Annotated in this window: 17 protein-coding genes; 14 read left to right on the forward strand and 3 right to left on the reverse strand. The window is 65.9% G+C overall.

Translation table 11 applies throughout. From position 1 onward, the window contains the following. The first annotated feature begins 1 nt into the window (after nt 1). Nucleotides 2-739 carry an SDR family oxidoreductase gene (locus FVF75_RS01920; RefSeq protein ID WP_148376055.1) on the forward strand — a complete coding sequence of 246 codons (738 nt, stop codon included), beginning with the start codon at nt 2-4 and terminating at the stop codon, nt 737-739. Nucleotides 740-853: 114 nt separating this feature from the next. On the opposite strand, the gene FVF75_RS01925 is transcribed toward FVF75_RS01920, so the two are convergent. Both FVF75_RS01925 and FVF75_RS01930 read right to left on the reverse strand, forming a co-directional pair. Beyond that, nucleotides 854-2,284: a UbiA family prenyltransferase gene (locus FVF75_RS01925; RefSeq protein WP_148376056.1), complete on the reverse strand. Its 1,431-nt coding sequence runs from the start codon at nt 2,282-2,284 to the stop codon at nt 854-856. Between the two features lie 4 nt (nt 2,285-2,288). Continuing rightward, a complete protein-coding gene (locus FVF75_RS01930) occupies nt 2,289-3,113 on the reverse strand; it encodes a lytic transglycosylase domain-containing protein (protein WP_148376057.1) in 825 nt (274 codons plus the stop codon). Nucleotides 3,114-3,478: 365 nt separating this feature from the next. Here FVF75_RS01930 and FVF75_RS01935 point away from each other — a divergent pair, with 365 nt between their 5' ends. The 12 genes from FVF75_RS01935 (at nt 3,479) to FVF75_RS01990 (ending at nt 14,275) form a co-directional block, all read left to right on the forward strand. Then, nucleotides 3,479-3,673 (forward strand): Flp family type IVb pilin, encoded by a 195-nt coding sequence (locus FVF75_RS01935; RefSeq protein ID WP_148376058.1) that lies wholly within the window; start codon nt 3,479-3,481, stop codon nt 3,671-3,673. Nucleotides 3,674-3,707: 34 nt separating this feature from the next. Next, the gene (locus FVF75_RS01940) at nt 3,708-3,896 is read left to right on the forward strand and encodes a Flp family type IVb pilin (RefSeq protein ID WP_148376059.1); all 189 of its coding nucleotides are present in this window, start codon (nt 3,708-3,710) and stop codon (nt 3,894-3,896) included. Nucleotides 3,897-4,102: 206 nt separating this feature from the next. Next, nucleotides 4,103-4,960 (forward strand): Flp pilus assembly protein CpaB, encoded by an 858-nt coding sequence (gene cpaB, locus FVF75_RS01945; RefSeq protein WP_148376060.1) that lies wholly within the window; start codon nt 4,103-4,105, stop codon nt 4,958-4,960. 246 nt (nt 4,961-5,206) lie between these two features. Continuing rightward, nucleotides 5,207-6,646 (forward strand): type II and III secretion system protein family protein, encoded by a 1,440-nt coding sequence (locus FVF75_RS01950; protein WP_148376061.1) that lies wholly within the window; start codon nt 5,207-5,209, stop codon nt 6,644-6,646. A gap of 2 nt (nt 6,647-6,648) precedes the next feature. Then, entirely contained in the window at nt 6,649-7,305 is a 657-nt protein-coding gene (locus tag FVF75_RS01955) for an OmpA family protein (RefSeq protein ID WP_148376062.1), read from the forward strand. 317 nt (nt 7,306-7,622) lie between these two features. Further along, nucleotides 7,623-8,870 carry a CpaE/TadZ family protein gene (locus FVF75_RS01960; protein WP_148376063.1) on the forward strand — a complete coding sequence of 416 codons (1,248 nt, stop codon included), beginning with the start codon at nt 7,623-7,625 and terminating at the stop codon, nt 8,868-8,870. A gap of 10 nt (nt 8,871-8,880) precedes the next feature. Continuing rightward, on the forward strand, nt 8,881-10,341 hold the full coding sequence (locus FVF75_RS01965; RefSeq protein ID WP_148376064.1) for a TadA family conjugal transfer-associated ATPase: 1,461 nt from the start codon (nt 8,881-8,883) through the stop codon (nt 10,339-10,341). Nucleotides 10,342-10,344: 3 nt separating this feature from the next. Then, nucleotides 10,345-11,313 carry a type II secretion system F family protein gene (locus FVF75_RS01970; protein ID WP_148376065.1) on the forward strand — a complete coding sequence of 323 codons (969 nt, stop codon included), beginning with the start codon at nt 10,345-10,347 and terminating at the stop codon, nt 11,311-11,313. A gap of 9 nt (nt 11,314-11,322) precedes the next feature. Continuing rightward, nucleotides 11,323-12,306 carry a type II secretion system F family protein gene (locus tag FVF75_RS01975; RefSeq protein WP_148376066.1) on the forward strand — a complete coding sequence of 328 codons (984 nt, stop codon included), beginning with the start codon at nt 11,323-11,325 and terminating at the stop codon, nt 12,304-12,306. 36 nt (nt 12,307-12,342) lie between these two features. Then, nucleotides 12,343-12,876 carry a tetratricopeptide repeat protein gene (locus tag FVF75_RS01980; RefSeq protein ID WP_148376067.1) on the forward strand — a complete coding sequence of 178 codons (534 nt, stop codon included), beginning with the start codon at nt 12,343-12,345 and terminating at the stop codon, nt 12,874-12,876. A gap of 41 nt (nt 12,877-12,917) precedes the next feature. Continuing rightward, complete coding sequence (locus FVF75_RS01985; RefSeq protein WP_148376068.1) at nt 12,918-13,778, forward strand: tetratricopeptide repeat protein; 861 nt, start codon at nt 12,918-12,920, stop codon at nt 13,776-13,778. After that, entirely contained in the window at nt 13,778-14,275 is a 498-nt protein-coding gene (locus FVF75_RS01990) for a prepilin peptidase (protein ID WP_148376069.1), read from the forward strand. The genes FVF75_RS01985 and FVF75_RS01990 overlap by 1 nt, the downstream gene beginning before the upstream one ends. 13 nt (nt 14,276-14,288) lie before the next feature. On the opposite strand, the gene FVF75_RS01995 is transcribed toward FVF75_RS01990, so the two are convergent. Beyond that, entirely contained in the window at nt 14,289-15,914 is a 1,626-nt protein-coding gene (locus tag FVF75_RS01995) for a DUF2029 domain-containing protein (RefSeq protein ID WP_148376070.1), read from the reverse strand. A gap of 231 nt (nt 15,915-16,145) precedes the next feature. Here FVF75_RS01995 and FVF75_RS02000 point away from each other — a divergent pair, with 231 nt between their 5' ends. Continuing rightward, nucleotides 16,146-17,381, forward strand: a complete 1,236-nt coding sequence (locus FVF75_RS02000; protein WP_425463218.1) for a P-loop NTPase family protein — start codon at nt 16,146-16,148, stop codon at nt 17,379-17,381. Nucleotides 17,382-17,423 lie beyond the last annotated feature (42 nt).

The raw sequence follows: 17,423 nt of genomic DNA on the forward strand, positions 1-17,423 counted from the left end.
CATGACACAGACCTGGATCATCCTTGGCGCGACCTCGTCGATGGCGCGCGCCTATGCCCGCGAAATGGCCGAGGCGGGCGCGACGCTGGTGCTGGCGGCGCGCGACATCGACGAGGCGCGGCGCATGGTGCCCGACCTCACCGCGCGCGGCGCCGCCGAGGCAAGCGCGATGCGCTTCGACGCCCGCGACCCGTCCACATTCGGCCCGATCGTCGACCGGGTCGAGGCCGAGCCGGGCGAGATCAACGTGGCGGTGTTCGTCGGCTCGATGCCGTCGCAGGCCGAGATCGACGCCGACCCCGGCCTGATCGAGCGCGTGACACTCGACAATTTCACCGGCCCGGCGCAGTTTCTCGCCCGGGTGATGCCGGTGATGGAAGCGCGCGCCTCGGGCACGGTCGTCGGGGTCAGTTCCGTCGCCGGTGATCGCGGGCGGATCGGCAACTACGTCTACGGCGCGGCCAAGGCGGGCTTTTCGACCTACCTGTCGGGCCTGCGCAACCGGCTGACGCGGGCCGGCGGGCACGTGGTGACGGTCAAACCCGGCTTTACCGACACTTCGATGACCTGGGGGGTCGAGGGCATGTTCCTTGTCGCCTCGCCCGAAAAGGTGGCCCGCGACATCGCCAGGGCGGTGAAGAAACGCCGCAACGTGATCTACACGCCGGGGTTCTGGTGGGTGATCATGACGATCATCAAGCTGGTTCCGGAGCGGATATTCAAGAAGCTCTCGATCTGACGCTACCCGGCGGTGCGCCTGCGGCGCGCATCGTCTCCTTGCGTTCAGGCCACGCAGGCCCTGGGGGCGTCGCTCCCAGACCCCCAAGGTATTTCGTCCAGAAAGAAGCGCAAGTTACAGACCCAACCAGCCGCCCCAGAGCCGGGCGGCCTGGAACATCAGGCCCAGCGCGATCATCAAAAGCCCCAGCCCGCGCTTGTCGGTCAGGGCAAAGACGATCGGGTCGTAATCCTGGCGGCCCAGCCAGCCCATGCGGATCATCCGCACGAGCCACAGCCCGATCGGGACCAGCGCCAGCCACAGCCAGAGCCGCGTCGGGTAGAGCGCGCGGGCCTGGTCGGTGAAGCTGTAGAGAAAGAACGACAGCAGCGCGCCGACCATGCCCAGGACCGCCACGTTCAACAGATCGCCCCGGTCGGACCGGCCATAGCCGCGCCCCGGCAGGCGGTCGTCGGAGGTCGCTAGGGTCAGTTCGGTGATGCGCTTGACCGCGCCCAGCGCGATGAACACCGGAAACACGAAGGCGATCAGGTGGCCCGAGATGCCGACGCCCGAGGCCAGCGCGCCCGCGACCACGCGGATGGTATAGAGCGAGGCGAGCGTCGCGATGTCGATCCAGCGCAGGCGCTTGAGCCGCAGCGAATAGGCCAGCGACAGCGCCATGTAGAGCGTGACGATGCCCAGCATCGGCCAGCCCAGGAAGGCCGCAATGATCAGCGCCGCCAGCCCCGAGGCGACCCCCGCCGCCATGCCCACCCCGATCGGCACCTTGCCCGAGGCGAAGGGGCGGTTGCGCTTGGTCGGGTGCAGGCGGTCGGCCTCGAGGTCGAGCAGGTCGTTGACCACGTAGATCGACGAGGCCGCGAGCGAGAAGGCGATCAATCCGATAAGCGCCGCGAACCAGGGGCCGGGCACGAACACATGCCCGGCCAGGAGCGGCAGGAACAGCAGCACGTTCTTGACCCATTGGTGCGGGCGCAGCGCGCGGGCAAGATCGGCGGGCCGCCAGCCGCCGGGCAGGCGCATGACCTCCTTGCCCTTTGCCTCAATCTGCCGGGCCGAGGCCGGGTCGCCAACCACGATGGCCGTGTCGGCATGCGCCCAGACCTTGCGGTCGACCGGCGCGTTGCCGGCATAGTCGAAGCCGCCTTCGCCATAGGCCGCGACAAGCGCGCGGGCCTTGCGCGCGCCCTTGAGGTTTTCGCTCTCGTCCGAGGCAAACACCCGCTCCGACAGCCCGTAGTCGGCGGCGAGGCGCGTCACCAGGGTCCTGTCGGACGCCGAGGCCAGCACCACCTCGCGCCCCTGGGCCAGCGCGGTCGCGGCCAATGCGGCGACCTCGGAGTTGACCGGCAGAAGCTCGGTGCGCAGCCCGGCGATGCGGGCCAGCTCGGCCTTGAGCCGTTCGGGCCGCGTGACATGGCGCACCGAGGCGGCGAGCGTGGCGATGGGGTCGCGGCCCAGCCCCGCCCAGAAGCATTCCAGCAGCATGTCGGTGGCAAGAAACGTGCCGTCGACATCCAGCACCAGGGGCTTGTCCGTCATCCCCCTACCCCGCGAAAACGCAGCCGTCAGTGATCAGCTCCGGCGGCGTCAGGCACAGCCCGCGCGCCACCCGCCAGGCGGCCAGCACCTTGGGCACATAGGCGCGGGTTTCGGCAAAGGGCGGCACGCCGCCGTGCTGGGCCACCGCGTTCTCGCCCGCGTTGTAGCCGGCCAGCGCCAGGATCGGGTCGCGGTCGAAATGCTCGAGCAGCCAGGCCAGGTAGGCGACGCCACCGGCGATGTTCTGGCCCGGATCGGTCGCATCCTCGACCCCGAAGCGGGTCGCGGTGTCGGGGATCAACTGCATCAGCCCCTGCGCGCCCGCGCCCGACAGCGCCGCGGTCCGGCCGCTGGATTCCACCGCGATCAGGGCCAGCACCAGGGCCGGCGAGACATCGGTGCCAATGGTGGCGGTGAGGATGTCGACACCATGGGCGGCGGCGATGTCGCGCAGGTGTTGCAGGCGCGGCGCGGCGGCATCGCCGGCCTCAAGCGCGGCCAGCGCACGCGCGACATTGGCCGGCCCCGCCCCTTCGCGCGAGGCCGCGACCTCGTCCCAGAACCATTCAAAGCCCGACAGCGCAGCCGTGGCGCCCCCGGCTGCCACCTCAGCCGGCGCATCGACCGGCGCGGGCCGTGCCACCGCAAGGCGGCGGGCCTGTTCCTCGGGGTCGATCTGCACGTCGATCCGGCCCTGCCCCGGTGCCGGCACGCCCACCCGCTTGAAGGTGAAGTCGGGAAACGGCGGCGGATCGCCGGCCATGCCGACGCGCACTGACATGGACACGGCCAATGCCGCGCCCAGAATCGTGAACACAATACGCTTCATCTGCCAGAAGACCTGCTCTGCCTCTGCATTATTATTGATCGAAGCATCGCAAATTCCCGGCGAAAGAGCCAGTTATTCCTGCGAATCCCGACCGATTCCCGCGCCGCCAATACAGCTTGCGGCAAAATCGTTAACATCGCGTGAATTTTATTTCACATATATTTCAAGGACTTGGTCAGTTTTCGATCCGACCCTTCGGGACAGCCAGAAATTGTACGATCTATGTCCAACTCTTGCCCCAATCGGAAGGGAAATTCCAACCATGCCAAGCAGGGCATCGGATCGGTTCACAGGCGGTTCGGACGGTCTGCAAGGCGGACGTGAGACTGAACCTACTAGCTGATGAACTTTCGGAGGGACAAGAGATGAAACTGTTCAAGCTGATGAAAACCTTTCGCAACGACGAAGACGGTGCGGTTACCGTCGACTGGGTCGTGCTGACCGCCGCCATCGTGGGCCTCGGCATCGCCATTCTGACGACCGTGCAGACCGGCACCCAGACGCTGGCCGACAACATTTCGTCCGAGCTTGCCGACATCACTGTCAGCAACGGCCAGTAATCCTGCGCCACAACACACCAAGGAGACCTGAACCATGATGAACCTGATCAATAACTTCCGCCGCGACGAAGACGGTGCGGTTACCGTCGACTGGGTCGTGCTGACCGCCGCCATCGTCGGCCTCGGCATTGCCATCCTGACGACCGTGCAGACCGGCACGCAGACGCTGGCCGACAACATCTCGTCCGAGCTTGCCGACATCACCGTCAGCAACGGCCAGTAATCCTGGCACAAGACTTCGGAACAGGGCCGTGCCTTCGGGCGCGGCCCTTTCCCCTTTGGCGGATGCGGACGGGCCGCTGTTTCCGATATGGAAAAAGCCACGCCATCCGCACGGACAATCCACATTTTTGCCCAAATCCGCGGGCACATTGGCGGTGCTGAATTGCGTCAGGCCGGGGGACCGGCGAGTGAGGGAAGGGATAGGACATGCGCTCAGTTTTTGCATTGGTTCTTCTGATCGGCGTCGGGCTGGCGGGTTTTGCCGTCTACATGGCCCGCGGCTATATCGGTGACTATCAGGCGGCGCTCGAACAGGAGCGCGCGGCCCGGGCCGAGGTCATTCCGACCGTCGAGGTCTATGTGGCGGATGAGCCGCTGACCTACGGCGCGGTGGTCTCCGAGGACAACATCCGAATGGTGAAATGGCCCGAGAACGCCATTCCCGAAGGCGCCTTCACATCGCTCGACGCGCTGTTTCCGGCCGGCGAGAAGCGCTTCCGCACCGTGTTGCGCACGATGGAAAAGGACGAGGCGCTGCTGGCGGTCAAGCTGACCGAACCGGGCGCCGACGCCGGCGTCAGCGCGCGGCTGGCCACCGGGATGCGCGCCTTCGCGATCAAGGTCGACGTGACCTCGGGCGTGTCGGGCTTTTTGGCGCCGGGCGATCATATCGACATCTACTGGTCGGGCCGCGCCGACACCGGCCGCGAGGGGCGCGGGCAGGAAATCACCAAATTGATCGAATCGAACGTCAAGATCATCGCGATCGACCAGATGGCCGATATCGACCGCACTTCTCCGACAATCGCGCGCACCATCACGGTCGAGGCGACGCCGCAGCAGGTGGCCGCCCTGGCCCAGGCGCAAGCGACCGGGCGGATGTCCCTGTCGCTGGTCGGGCATGGCGACACCACCATCGCCTCGGGCGTCGAGGTCGACCAGAACATCCTGCTGGGCATCACCGAAGAGGCGGTCACGATCGAGCGCGCGCCCGAGATCTGCACGATCCGCACCCGCAAGGGCGCCGAGATCGTCGAAACCCCGATCCCCTGCCCGACAAACTGACGGGCGGACCGACACCCGATGCAGGCCCCGGCGCCGCCAGCCCCCCTAAATCTGGGGCCGCGCGGCGCCGGTGTTGCCTCAGAGACGCATGAAACCAGGCCCGCAAGTCCTTGATTCTTGCAACGAAGCCAATTCTGGCGCATCCTGCGCCGCAATCGGGACCACAGATCCGCGCCAAAGCGGGCATGGCAACCCCAGAGCAGACCGGGCAAACGACCCGAAAACCGTGATCGGAGGCAGGATCACATGAGATCAGGATCAATCCTTAAGGCGGCCGCCATCGGGCTGTCGCTCGCCCTTGGGGTCGCCCCCGGCGCGGGCCTGTCCGAAACCCTGAGGGTGATGGACGGCGCGATGTCGGGCGCGCTCAACGTGCCGATGAACCGCGCCGTGGTGGTCGAGGCCGACGAGCCGTTTGCCGAAATCTCCATCGCCAACCCGGGCATCGCCGACATTTCCACCCTGTCGGACCGCACCATCTATGTGCTGGGCAAGGCACCCGGGCGCACCACGCTGACGCTTCTGGGCGCCGATGGCCGACTGATCACCAACGTCGAGGTGCAGGTCACCCCCGACGTGGCCGAGTTCAAGGAACGCCTGCGCCAGATCCTGCCCAACGAACCGGTCGAGGTGCGCACAGCCAATGACGGCATCGTGCTGTCGGGCGTGGTCAGTTCGGCGGCGGCGCTCGACCGCGCGCTCGACCTGGCCCAGCGCTACGCGCCCGAGCGGGTGTCTAACCTGATGAGCGTCGGCGGCACCCAGCAGGTCATGCTGAAGGTGCGTTTCGCCGAGATGCAGCGCACCGTCACCAAGAGCCTGTCGACCTCGCTGGGCATCGGCGGCGCGCTGCTCGGCGGCGACCTCGGCACCGCGATCGGCACCGGGGTTCTGAGCGACAATGACAATTTCGGCGCCGCCTTCGACGGCGACCTGACCACCAACCCGCGGTCCTCCAACGCGCGCACCGGGCAGATGACCTTCGGCTTCGACGCCGGCGCGCTCGAGTTTGCGGTGATGATCGAAGCCCTTGAAAACAAGGGCATGGTGCGCACGCTGGCCGAACCCAACCTGACCGCCCTGTCGGGACAGGAGGCCAGTTTCCTGGCCGGTGGCGAATACCCGATCCCGGTCACGGACGGGGCCGGCGGCGTGGTGATCGACTACAAGCCCTTCGGCGTCGAGCTGACCTTTACCCCGACCGTGGTCGAGGGCGACCTGATCAACCTGCAGCTCGAAGCGGCGGTTTCGGCACTCGACTCGGCCGCGACCTTCGGCGACGGCTCGATCACGGTGAACTCGTTCAAGCGGCGCGAGACCAAGACCACGGTCGAAATGCGCGACGGCCAGAGTTTCGCCATCGCCGGGCTTCTGCAGGACGATTTCCGCGATCTCAACGGCCAGGTGCCGTGGCTGGGCGACATCCCGATTCTGGGCGCGCTGTTCCGCTCGGCCGATTACGAACGGTCGCAGTCCGAACTGGTGATCATCATCACCCCCCATCTCGTCACGCCCACCCGCGGCGAGGCGCTGGTGCTGCCGACCGACCGGATCAGGCCGCCCAGCGACGGCGATCTGTTCCTGCATGGCCGCACCGAAGCGCCGAACCTGCCCACCACCGGCGCCGCCGGCGAGGTTGCGATGCAGGATTTCGGCGGCTCCTACGGCTACGTGATGGAGGATTGATCATGGCGATGACCCCGACGAAATCGCTTCTGACCGCCGGTTCGGTGATCGCGCTGGTCGCGGCCTGCGACCAGACCGACCTTTCGCGCGAGGCCGGCGTTTACCCCGACCAGGTGGAATTCGGCGCCGCCACCGCCAACAACATGGCCTTTCACACCGGCGAAAAGCAGTATGTGATCGACCTGGCGCAGCGCTTCTCGCGCGAAGTGCCCGACATGGTGAACTTCGCCTTCAACTCGACCGCGCTCGATTCCGAGGCCCGCACCATCCTTCTGAAACAGGCCAATTTCATCCGCCAGTTCCCCGAGGTCCGCTTCCGCGTCTATGGCCACACCGACCTGGTCGGCTCGTCCGCCTACAACCAGCGCCTCGGTCTGCGCCGCGCCCAGGCGGTGGTGAATTTCCTGGTCTCGCAAGGCATCAGCCGGTCGCGGCTCGAGGCCATGGTCTCCTACGGCGAGACCCGCCCGGTGATCGACACCCCGAACCGCGAGCGCCGCAACCGGCGCACCGTCACCGAGGTGTCGGGCTTCGTCGCGGATGCGCCCCTGATCCTGAACGGCAAATACGCCGAGGTGATCTTCCGCGAATATGTCGACAGCGCCAGCCGGCCGCATGATGCCGACGGCACCGCCGGGCTGACCGGTTTGACCGACTGAGGCGAAACCACCCCTCCCCACCGGCCTGACCTGCGACGACGCCAGAGTTTCCCGCAAACTCTGGCGTCGTCTTCTTTCCGGCCCACCGCGCGCGCCGGCGCCGTTCCCCGCGTGGAAACAACCCCTCCCCGCCCCCGCGATCGTCTCGAAATGGCCGATGAAAGGGCTGTTTTCGCCGCATTGTTGCCGACATTGCCTGCGACATTGGCGACTGCGAGCAGATCGACTGCGAGTCGAAGCGCGGCAGGAAAGGGGATTCACGAGAATACTCGGGGTCGGGCCACCCGGTTCTGCCGAAATGTGAAGGAAGAGGCGACATGAGTGGGACAACGGCACTCCAGCAGGAACCGGCGCCGATCATTGCGGTGACGATCTCGCGCGATGTTCAGGAATTCGACCTGCTGATCGAGGACATGGAAACCGAGCTTGGTGAAAGCTGGGGCGATCTGTCGATCGGCGATGCGATCGCGTTCTTCGCCCAGCCCGACGCCGCGTCGCTGGAATTCGTCGCCATCGCGATGGACGACGAGGACGAGGCCAACCTGGCCGAGATCGCGGAAGTGATCCGCGCCGCGCGGGCCCGCCGGATCAAGGCCATCGTGGTGGCCGAAGAGGTCAGCCCGATCGCGCTGCACCAGCTCTTGAAGATGGGGGCCGAGGAATTCGTCCCCTACCCCCTGCCCGAGGGCGCGCTGCATGACGCGATCGAGCGTCTGCGCACGCCGCCCCCGGCCCCCGAACCTGTTGCCGCCGCGCCCGTGGCGCCGGTGACCGCGTCGGGCGGCGACCATGATGGCGTGATCCTCGGGGTCCAGGGCCTGTCGGGCGGCGTCGGCGCCACCACGCTGGCGGTGAACCTGGCCTGGGAACTGGCCAATATCGACAAGAAGTCGCCGCGCAAGGTCTGCCTGATCGACTTCGACCTGCAGATGGGATCGGTCGCGACCTTCCTCGACCTGCCCCGGCGCGAGGTGATCTACGAGATCCTGTCCGACACCGAGGCGATGGACAAGGACACCTTCATGGCCGCGCTGGTCGGCTACGAGGACAAGCTCCAGGTCTTTACCGCGCCCTATGACATGCTGCCGCTCGACCTGATCGGCCCCGACGATATCACCCGGGTGCTCGACATGGCCAAGTCGCATTTCGACTACGTGGTGGTCGACATGCCATCGACCGTGGTGCAATGGACCGAGACCGTGCTGAACGCCGCGCATGTGTTCTTCGCGCCGCTCGAACTCGACATGCGCTCGGCGCAGAACGCGCTGCGCTTCATCCGCGCGCTCAAGGCCGAGGATCTGCCGGTCGAAAAACTGCGCTTCGTGCTCAACCGGGCGCCGAAATTCACCGACCTGTCGGGCAAGTCCCGGGTCAAGCGCCTGGCCGAGAGCCTCGACATCAAGATCGACGTGCAGCTTGCCGACGGCGGCAAGCAGGTGGTCCAGGCCTGCGACCACGGCACCCCGCTGGCCAGCTCGGCGGCGAAATCGCCGCTGCGCAAGGACATCCAGAAACTCGCCAAATCGGTCAACGACGTGAACGACGCGGCCGAGGCCGCAGCCTAGGAGACAGCCCTTGTTTTCACGCTACAAGAAACCCGATGGAACCAAGCCGGCGGTGGGCGTGCCCACCCCCAAGCTGCACGCGGTCGACGGTGACCGCGCGCCCTCGCCGGCGGCCGCGCCGGCGGCCGCGCCGATGCCGAAACCGCAACGCGACCGGCGCGCGGCGCAGCCCGCCCCGGTCGACAAGGAACGCAAGCGCAAGGAACGGCTGGGCAACATCAAGGTCGAACTGCACAAGCAGCTTCTCGACAACCTGAACCTGTCGGCGCTCGAGACCGCATCGGAAAAGGACCTGCGCGCCGAGATCAACGCGATCACCGCCGAGGCGCTGCAGGACATGAACGTGGTCCTGAACCGCGAGGAACGCCAGATCCTGACCCAGGACCTGTTCGACGAGGTCATGGGCCTGGGCCCGCTCGAGCCGCTTCTGAAGGACGAAAGCGTCAACGACATCCTTGTGAACGGCCCGCATCAGATCTTCGTCGAACGCAACGGCAAGCTGAGCCTGACCGACATCACCTTCAAGGACGAACGCCACCTGCTTCGGATCATCGACAAGATCGTGTCGGCGGTGGGCCGGCGGGTCGACGAATCCAACCCGCATGTGGACGCGCGGCTTTCCGACGGGTCGCGCTTCAACGCGATGGTGCCGCCGATCGCGGTCGACGGCTCGCTGGTCTCGATCCGGAAATTCAAGAAAGACAAGCTGGGCATCGACGAGCTGGTGAATTTCGGCGCCTTTTCCGAGGAAATGGCCGCCTACCTGCAAGCCGCCGTCGCCACCCGCCTCAACGTCATCGTCTCGGGCGGCACCGGCTCGGGCAAGACCACGACGCTCAATGCGCTGTCGTCCTTCATCGACAACTCCGAACGCATCCTGACGATCGAGGACACCGCGGAACTGCAACTGCAGCAGGTCCATGTCGGAAGGATGGAAAGCCGCCCGCCCAATGTCGAGGGCAAGGGCGCGGTCAGCCAGCGCGACTGTCTCAGGAACGCGCTCAGGATGCGCCCGGACCGCATCATCGTGGGCGAAACCCGCGGCGAAGAGGTCATCGACATGTTGCAGGCGATGAACACCGGCCACGACGGCTCGATGACCACGATCCACGCCAACTCGGCGCGCGATGCTGTCAGCCGGCTGGAGAACATGATCGCCATGGCCGGCATCGAGATGCCGATCAAGGCGGTGCGCAGCCAGATCGCCTCGGCCGTCAACCTCGTGGTGCAGGCCAGCCGTCTTCAGGACGGCTCGCGCCGGATGGTGTCGATCACCGAAATCACCGGCATGGAGGGCGACGTGATCTCGATGCAGGAAGTGTTCCGCTATCAGCGCACCGGATTGCAACCCGACGGCAAGATCAACGGCCACTTCACCGCCACCGGCGTGCGCTCGCACTACTCGGACCGCTTCCGCCAGTGGGGTTACGACCTGCCGCCTTCGCTGTTTGAACCCGTTGTCACGGAGTAACCGATGCAACTCAGCCCGGAACCGATCATCTATGGCCTGATCTTCGTCGCCGTCCTGGTGCTGGTCGAAGGCGTCTACCTGACCGTCTTCGGCAAGTCGATCAGCCTCAACAACCGCGTCAACCGGCGCCTCGACCTGCTGGAAAAGGGGGTCGGGCGCGAACAGGTGCTGGAGCAGCTTCGCAAGGAGATGCACCAGCACATGAACGCCCGCGGCATCCCGGTCTATTCGCTGCTGGCCGAAAAGGCGCAAAAGGCCGCGATCGCCTTCTCGCCGCAGCAGCTCATCATGCTGATGGCCGCGGTGTCGGTGGTGGCCTATGTCGGCCTGACCGTGGGCACCGGCACCGGACCCACCGTGCGCATCGCGGTGGCGATCGCGATGGGGGTCGGCGGGGTCTATGTCTGGGTCAACAACAAGGCCAAGAAACGCCTCGCGATGATCGAGGAACAGCTTCCCGACGCGGTCGAGCTGATGGTGCGCTCACTTCGTGTCGGCCACCCGTTCAGCTCGGCGATCCAGATCGTCGCCAAGGAGGTGGCCGATCCGCTGGGGTCGGAGATGGGCGTGATCGCGGATGAATGCTCCTACGGGCGCGACGTGGGCGAAAGCCTCAAGCACCTGGCCGAACGCATGGACATGCAGGATTTGCGCTTTCTCGCCGTGGCGGTGTCGATCCAGCAGCAATCGGGCGGCAACCTGGCCGAGATCCTCGACGGTCTGGCCAAGGTGATCCGGGCGCGCTTCAAGCTGTTTCGCCGCGTCAAGGCAATCACCGCCGAGGCGAAATGGTCCGGCACCTTCCTGTCCGGTTTCCCGGTCGCGGCGTTGGTGATGATCAACCTGATCCAGCCCAACTACTACGACGACGTGAAGGAAACCTCGCTCTTCATCCCCGCCGCCCTGGTGGCGGCGGCGTTCCTGGTGGCCAACGTCTTCGTGATGAAGTCGCTGGTCAACATCAAGGTCTGAGGACGGATCATGGACTCGATCAACCAATTCCTCATCGACATGTTCGGCCCCCTAGGCCCGCTCTACGCGGTCGGCGGGCTGGGCCTGGTGCTGGTCGTCGCGACTCTGCCGATGTTCCTGAAAAAGCAGGTCGATCCGCTCGACAAGCTCAGCCGGGAAAAGCACGAAGAGGCCGCGAAGTCCGACAAGCAGGGGCTGCGTTCCAAGAAGAACGCACCCGACAAGATGCAGAAGCTCGAGAAATACAAGAGCTTCCTCGAACCCAACGACGAAGAGGAATACTCGGCCATCCAGCTCAAGCTGTTGCAGGCGGGCTATCCCGGCAAGAACGCGGTGCGCAGCTTTCACTTCGCGCAATTCGCGCTCGGGCTGGGGATGCTGGTGCTCGGGGTCGGCTATGCGGTGCTGAACTCGGCCACCGGCGAGACCACGACACAGTCTCTGATCCTGTCGGTGCTAATTCCGGGCGCGGTGGGCTACATGGCCCCGAAATACTGGGTCACGCGCCGCGCCGAGACCCGCAAGGAAGAAATCACCAACGGCTTTCCCGACGCGCTCGACATGATGCTGGTCTGCGTCGAGGCCGGCCAGTCGCTGGACCAGTCGATCATGCGCGTCGGCAAGGAGTTGCGGGCGGGCTTTCCCTCGCTGGCCGATGAATTCGAGATCGTCGCCTGGGAACTCAAGGCCGGCAAGGACCGCATCCAGGTGTTGCGCGACATGGGCGAACGCGCCGGGGTGCCGGATGTGGCCAGTTTCGTCACCGTTCTGATCCAGTCCGCCACTTTCGGCACCTCGATCGCCGAGGCGCTGCGCGTCTATGCCGGCGAAATGCGCGACAAACGCGTGATGCGGGCCGAAGAGAAGGCAAATACCTTGCCCACCAAGATGACCCTTGCCACAATGATGCTGACCGTGCCGCCGCTTCTGATCATCCTGATCGGTCCGTCGGTCTACGCGGTCGGGGAGACACTGAGCAGCATCTCGTTCTAGGGGACGGACATCGCACGACCGAATGCATTCGCGTTGATGGCGCTGGCGGCGACGCTGGCGCTGTCGGCATGCGATGCCGGGCGCACCGCCGGCCCCTATGCGCCCGCCACGCTGCCCTATGGCGAGGGCAGCGTCGACGGGCTGATCGTCGGGCACCGGCTCATGGCGGCGGGGGAATATGAGCTGGCGCTGAAATCCTATCTGCGTTCGGCCGCCGACCAGGGCATCACCGTCGACGTGCTGTCGGCACTCGGCTCGGCCAACCTCAAGCTGGGCCGCCTGGGCCAGGCCGAGACCCTGCTGCGCCAGGCCACGCGCAAGGACCCCGAGTTCGTGCCGGCCTGGAACAACCTGGGCGTCGTGCTGATGGAAACCGGCCAGGTCGCCGAGGCGGCGCGGGTGTTTCGCATCGCCTACGGGCTCGACAGTGGCAAAACGGACTCCATCAAGGAAAACCTTACCTTGGCGCTCGCAAAAGTCGAAAATATCGCATATGGTGAAGACGATACCGCGACGTTCGCACTGATGCGCCGGGGGCAAGGCGACTACCTGCTCCTGACCAATCAATAAAAAGCGGCGCGCGGCCCGAGCAGGATAAGGACGCAGGCAAGATGCGCCACAGGATACTTGTTTCTCTCTGCCTCGGCAGCGCGATGGTGCTGTCGGCATGTGAACAGATGACCGACGAAGAGGTCGAACGCGCCGTCGCCGGCGTCAACGTGATCGACGAATCGAACCTCAACGACATCATGTTGACGGTCGGCGACCCGAACGAGGCGGTCTCATACTTCACGCGCTCGGTGGCGCAATACCCCGACCGCATCGATCTCAAGCGCGGACTGGCGAAATCGCTGGTGCGCGCGCGCAAGCCGGCCGAGGCGGTCACCGTCTGGTCGCAGATCGTCGCGTCGCCCGAAGTGACCAGCGAAGACCGCGTGGACCTGGCCGATGCCCTGATCCGCGCCGGCGACTGGACCAAGGCCAAGGACGCATTGAACCAGATCCCGCCGACCCACGAGACCTTCGACCGCTACCGGCTCGAGGCGATGGTGGCGGACGCGAGCGAGGAATGGTCGCGCGCCGATACCTTCTATGAAACCGCCGTGGGCCTGACCACCCAGCCCGCCGGCACCCTGAACAACTGGGGCTATTCCAAGCTGACGCGCGGCGACTATGCCGGTGCCGAAAAGCTGTTCCTCGAGGCACTGACCTACGATCCCAAGATGTTCACCGCCAAGAACAACCTGGTGATGGCGCGCGGCGCGCAGCGCAAATACGACCTGCCGGTGATGAACATGACCCAGATCGAACGCGCGCGCCTCTTGCACACGCTGGCGCTGGCGGCGGTCAAGCAGGGCGATCTGACCATGGGCAAGACCCTGTTGCAGGAGGCCGTCGACACCCACCCGCAGCATTTCGACGAAGCGGTGCGCTCGTTGCGGGCCCTGGAAGCGAACGTGGCGAACGGCTGATGGCCTTCGCCCAATCCGCCGCGGTCTCGCTGTGGTTCCTGCCCTTCGCCACGCCCATCGCGCTCTGGGTCGCCTGGAGCGACATGGCGCGGATGAAGATCCCCAACAAGGCGGTGATGGCGCTGGTGGCGGTCTATGCGCTGGTCGGGCTGATCGCGCTGCCGCTCGAGGATTACCTGTGGCGCTTCGCCCACTTGGCGGTGGTCCTGGTGATCGGCTTCGTCGCCAATGCCGCCCGGCTTCTGGGCGCGGGCGACGCCAAGTTCGCCGCCGCGATGGCGCCATTCATCGCGCTGCCGGACGCGGTGACCTTCATCTACCTCTTCGCCGCCACGCTGATCGCGGGCTTTGCCGTGCACCGGCTTGCCCGCGCCATCCCGATGATCCGCGGCCTCGCCCCCGGCTGGGAAAGCTGGACGCGCAAGGATTTCCCGATGGGCCTGTGCCTGGGCAGCGCACTGGTGATCTACCTCGCCGCGTCGGTTCTGACAGGCTGACGCGGTCTCGCCCCTAGCCCTTGGCGAACAGGATATAGGTCTCGGTCCGGCGCACCTCGTTCAGCGTCGCCCCCGCATCCTCGACCGCCTCGAGCACCTGCGCGCGCACGGGCGGCGACATCGCGCAAAGCGGCACCAGCAGAAAGTCGGCATTCTCGAACCCCGGCAACCCGCCGTAATACCACGGCGCCCCATGCTTGAGCGGTTCGAACGCACCGTAAAGCCAGAAGCTCGACAGGATGTCGGCGACAAAAGCACTTTTGCCCTCGGTGAGACCCGAGGCTTTCAGATCGTCGCTGATCGCCCGGAACCATGTCACCATGCCCAGATCGATGGCGCAAATCGGCAGTTCCTCGCCTTGAAACGTGACCATCAGATCCTCGCGCGCCGTCGGATCGACATAGGCGGCAAACGGCGAGCCCGGCCCGTCGAGCGGCACTTTCCCGTCCACCCGCTCAACCCGCCGCGTCGGGGTGAAAAGATCCTCGTGCACCCCCGAACCGGGCAGAATCGCCGAATAGTCCTCGGCCGCCACGGCAAGGTGGCGAAACGGGCTGTAGGCCAGGTTGAGCGCCGATGGCGCGGCGAAGGCAAACAGCGCCACCGCCGCCAGCCCGATCCCCTTGCCGACGTTCCAGCCCATCGCGTTGCGGATCTCGCGCCCCGGCTCCAGCATGATCAGCATCAGCCCGACCAGCCCGATCCACTGGGGATCGTTGCCGAAATTCTGGTAGGTGACATAGGCGAACCCGGGCAACAGCAGCAGCAGCACCAGCCCCTCACGCATCCGCCCGGCCTGGCGCAGCAGGATGACCGCGGCCAGCGCCACCAGGTTGCCGCCGAGATAGGCCGGCGCGCTCAGGATCGCGGGCAAGGCCAGCCCGGGCTGGGCGCGCACGTCCGAGCCCGCGACCGTCGCCAGGTCGCGCAGATAGGCCAGCCAGAACATCGGCGTGCCGGCCATCAGCGTCACCACCGCCGCCACCGCCATTCCCGCCAGCACGGCCACCCCGATCACCCGCCAGGCCCGCGCCGCGATCAGCGCGATCAGCACCGCCGGCAGGAACGCGACCGCATAGGTCACCTTGAGCAGCACCAGCCCCGCCAGCGCCAGCCCGATCACCAGCCCGTCCGCCACCGGGCGTTCCGGCCCCCGCGCGGGCAAGACCGCAAGCGCGATCGCCAGATAGGCCAGCGCCCAGGCCCAGCGGTTGTAGTGCATTGAAAAAGATACGGAAGACTCTGTCTCGCCATGCACCAGCGCCAGGATCAGGACCAGCGAAAAGCCCCCGAACAGCGCCCCCCAACCGGGTGTGAAGCGGCTGTGCGACACCCACCAGATCGCCGGCAGCAGCACCGCCGCGACCAGCACCTGCGACATGAGCAGCGCCTGCCCGATGCCCCAGCCCAGCTTGACGATGAGCGCGATCGGCGCCACCGCCAGCACCCCGATCGGGGTCTGGAAATCGAGGTGCGGCCAATCCCCCGCCGCCATGCGCAGCACCATCTGCATCAGGTGCAGCGTGTCGCCCTCGTGCTTGGCGATGTAGAACCCGCCCTTGGCCAGCGTCACGGCCGACAGCGCCACCGCCACCGCAACCAGAAACGCGCCCAGCGCCACCCCGTTCGATCTGCCCATTCTGCCCTCGGTCGGTTCTTGTTAATTGTCCCGCAAGATGTCTGGTGCAGGGTTACATGGCAAACTATTCCGGGTTTTTGTTGTCGAAATGGCAACCTGCAGGTAGAATCCCGGAAAAAATCAGGCAGAAACGATCAGGCAGCGAGCAGTGCCATGAACATGCAGACCTCTCCCGGCGTCCAGGCGCCACCACCGCTTCGGACGTTGGCCGACACTGGCTTGTCGCCGGTGATGATGCGCGACATCCTTCTGAAGACCATGTTCCGCATGAACGTGGAGATGATCACGCAGCTTGAACGGGTGCTGTGCCTGCCCACCCGGGTGGTGCAGGACCTCGTCGACGAGGCGCGCGGCCAGGGGCTGGTCGAGGCGATGGGCACGCTGCACGCGAACTCGGGCGGCGAGATGGGCTACCGGCTGTCGGACACCGGCAAGGCGCGCGCGCTCGATGCGCTCAGCCAGTCGGAATACTACGGCGCCATGCCGGTCCCGATGGAGCGTTACGGCGAACAGGTCAAGCGCCAGTCGGTGCGCGACATGAAGATCACCCGCGAACAGTTGACCGGCGCAATGGGCCACCTGATCCTGCCGCCGGAACTTCTCGACCACCTCGGCCCGGCGGTCGGCTCGGGCCGCTCGATCCTGATGTATGGCCCGCCCGGCAACGGCAAATCCTCGATCTCCAACGGCATCCGCGACGCCTTGGGCGACAAGATCTACGTGCCCCGCGCGGTCGAATATTCCGGGCAGGTCATCACCGTCTATGACCCGATCGTGCATTCCAAGGCCGAGGACGTGGTCGAAGACCCCGGCGCGCTGCGGCGCACCGGCAACCGGTTCGACCGCCGCTATGTGCTTTGCGACCGGCCCACCGTGATCACCGGGGGCGAGCTGACGCTCGACATGCTCGACCTGGTCTACAACCCGGTCAGCCGCACCTATACCGCGCCGCTTCAATTCAAATCCACCGGCGGCGTGTTCATCGTCGACGACCTCGGGCGCCAGGCCGAACCGCCGCAGGCGCTGATCAACCGCTGGATCGTGCCGCTGGAGGAATCCAAGGACATCCTGGCGCTGCAATCGGGCGAGAAATTCGAGGTGCCGTTCGACACGCTGGTGATCTTCTCGACCAACTTCCACCCCAACAAGATCTTCGACAAGGCGGCGCTGCGCCGGATCTTCTTCAAGATCAAGATCGACGGCCCGGATCAGGAGGGGTTCCTCAAGATCTTCGCCATGGTCGCGCGCAAGAAGGGCATGCCGCTGGACGAGGCCGCGCTGGTGCATCTGCTCAAGCAGAAATACCCGACCATCGACAACATCTATGCCAACTACCAGCCGGTGTTCCTGATCGACCAGATGATGGCGATCTGCGACTTCGAGGGTATCCCCTACCAGATGAGCCCCGAGTTGATCGACCGGGCCTGGGCCAACATGTTCGTGCGCGAGGAAGAGATCGTGCACTAGCGGTCCTGGGGCGGCCCGCGCGCCGCCCCTGCCCGGAAACGC

The organism is Maritimibacter fusiformis, from assembly GCF_008086115.1.
GTDB classification, from domain to species: domain Bacteria; phylum Pseudomonadota; class Alphaproteobacteria; order Rhodobacterales; family Rhodobacteraceae; genus Muriiphilus; species Muriiphilus fusiformis.

Coding starts and splice junctions, on each gene's coding strand:
- FVF75_RS01980 (WP_148376067.1), top strand. CDS start 12,343: ATGGCGCTGGCGGCGACGCTGGCGCTGTCGGCATGCGATGCCGGGCGC.
- FVF75_RS01975 (WP_148376066.1), top strand. CDS start 11,323: ATGGACTCGATCAACCAATTCCTCATCGACATGTTCGGCCCCCTAGGC.
- FVF75_RS02000 (WP_425463218.1), top strand. CDS start 16,146: ATGATGCGCGACATCCTTCTGAAGACCATGTTCCGCATGAACGTGGAG.
- FVF75_RS01970 (WP_148376065.1), top strand. CDS start 10,345: ATGCAACTCAGCCCGGAACCGATCATCTATGGCCTGATCTTCGTCGCC.
- FVF75_RS01990 (WP_148376069.1), top strand. CDS start 13,778: ATGGCCTTCGCCCAATCCGCCGCGGTCTCGCTGTGGTTCCTGCCCTTC.
- FVF75_RS01935 (WP_148376058.1), top strand. CDS start 3,479: ATGAAACTGTTCAAGCTGATGAAAACCTTTCGCAACGACGAAGACGGT.
- FVF75_RS01920 (WP_148376055.1), top strand. CDS start 2: ATGACACAGACCTGGATCATCCTTGGCGCGACCTCGTCGATGGCGCGC.
- cpaB (WP_148376060.1), top strand. CDS start 4,103: ATGCGCTCAGTTTTTGCATTGGTTCTTCTGATCGGCGTCGGGCTGGCG.
- FVF75_RS01960 (WP_148376063.1), top strand. CDS start 7,623: ATGAGTGGGACAACGGCACTCCAGCAGGAACCGGCGCCGATCATTGCG.
- FVF75_RS01985 (WP_148376068.1), top strand. CDS start 12,918: ATGCGCCACAGGATACTTGTTTCTCTCTGCCTCGGCAGCGCGATGGTG.
- FVF75_RS01955 (WP_148376062.1), top strand. CDS start 6,649: ATGGCGATGACCCCGACGAAATCGCTTCTGACCGCCGGTTCGGTGATC.
- FVF75_RS01930 (WP_148376057.1), bottom strand. CDS start 3,113: ATGAAGCGTATTGTGTTCACGATTCTGGGCGCGGCATTGGCCGTGTCC.
- FVF75_RS01940 (WP_148376059.1), top strand. CDS start 3,708: ATGATGAACCTGATCAATAACTTCCGCCGCGACGAAGACGGTGCGGTT.
- FVF75_RS01925 (WP_148376056.1), bottom strand. CDS start 2,284: ATGACGGACAAGCCCCTGGTGCTGGATGTCGACGGCACGTTTCTTGCC.
- FVF75_RS01950 (WP_148376061.1), top strand. CDS start 5,207: ATGAGATCAGGATCAATCCTTAAGGCGGCCGCCATCGGGCTGTCGCTC.
- FVF75_RS01995 (WP_148376070.1), bottom strand. CDS start 15,914: ATGGGCAGATCGAACGGGGTGGCGCTGGGCGCGTTTCTGGTTGCGGTG.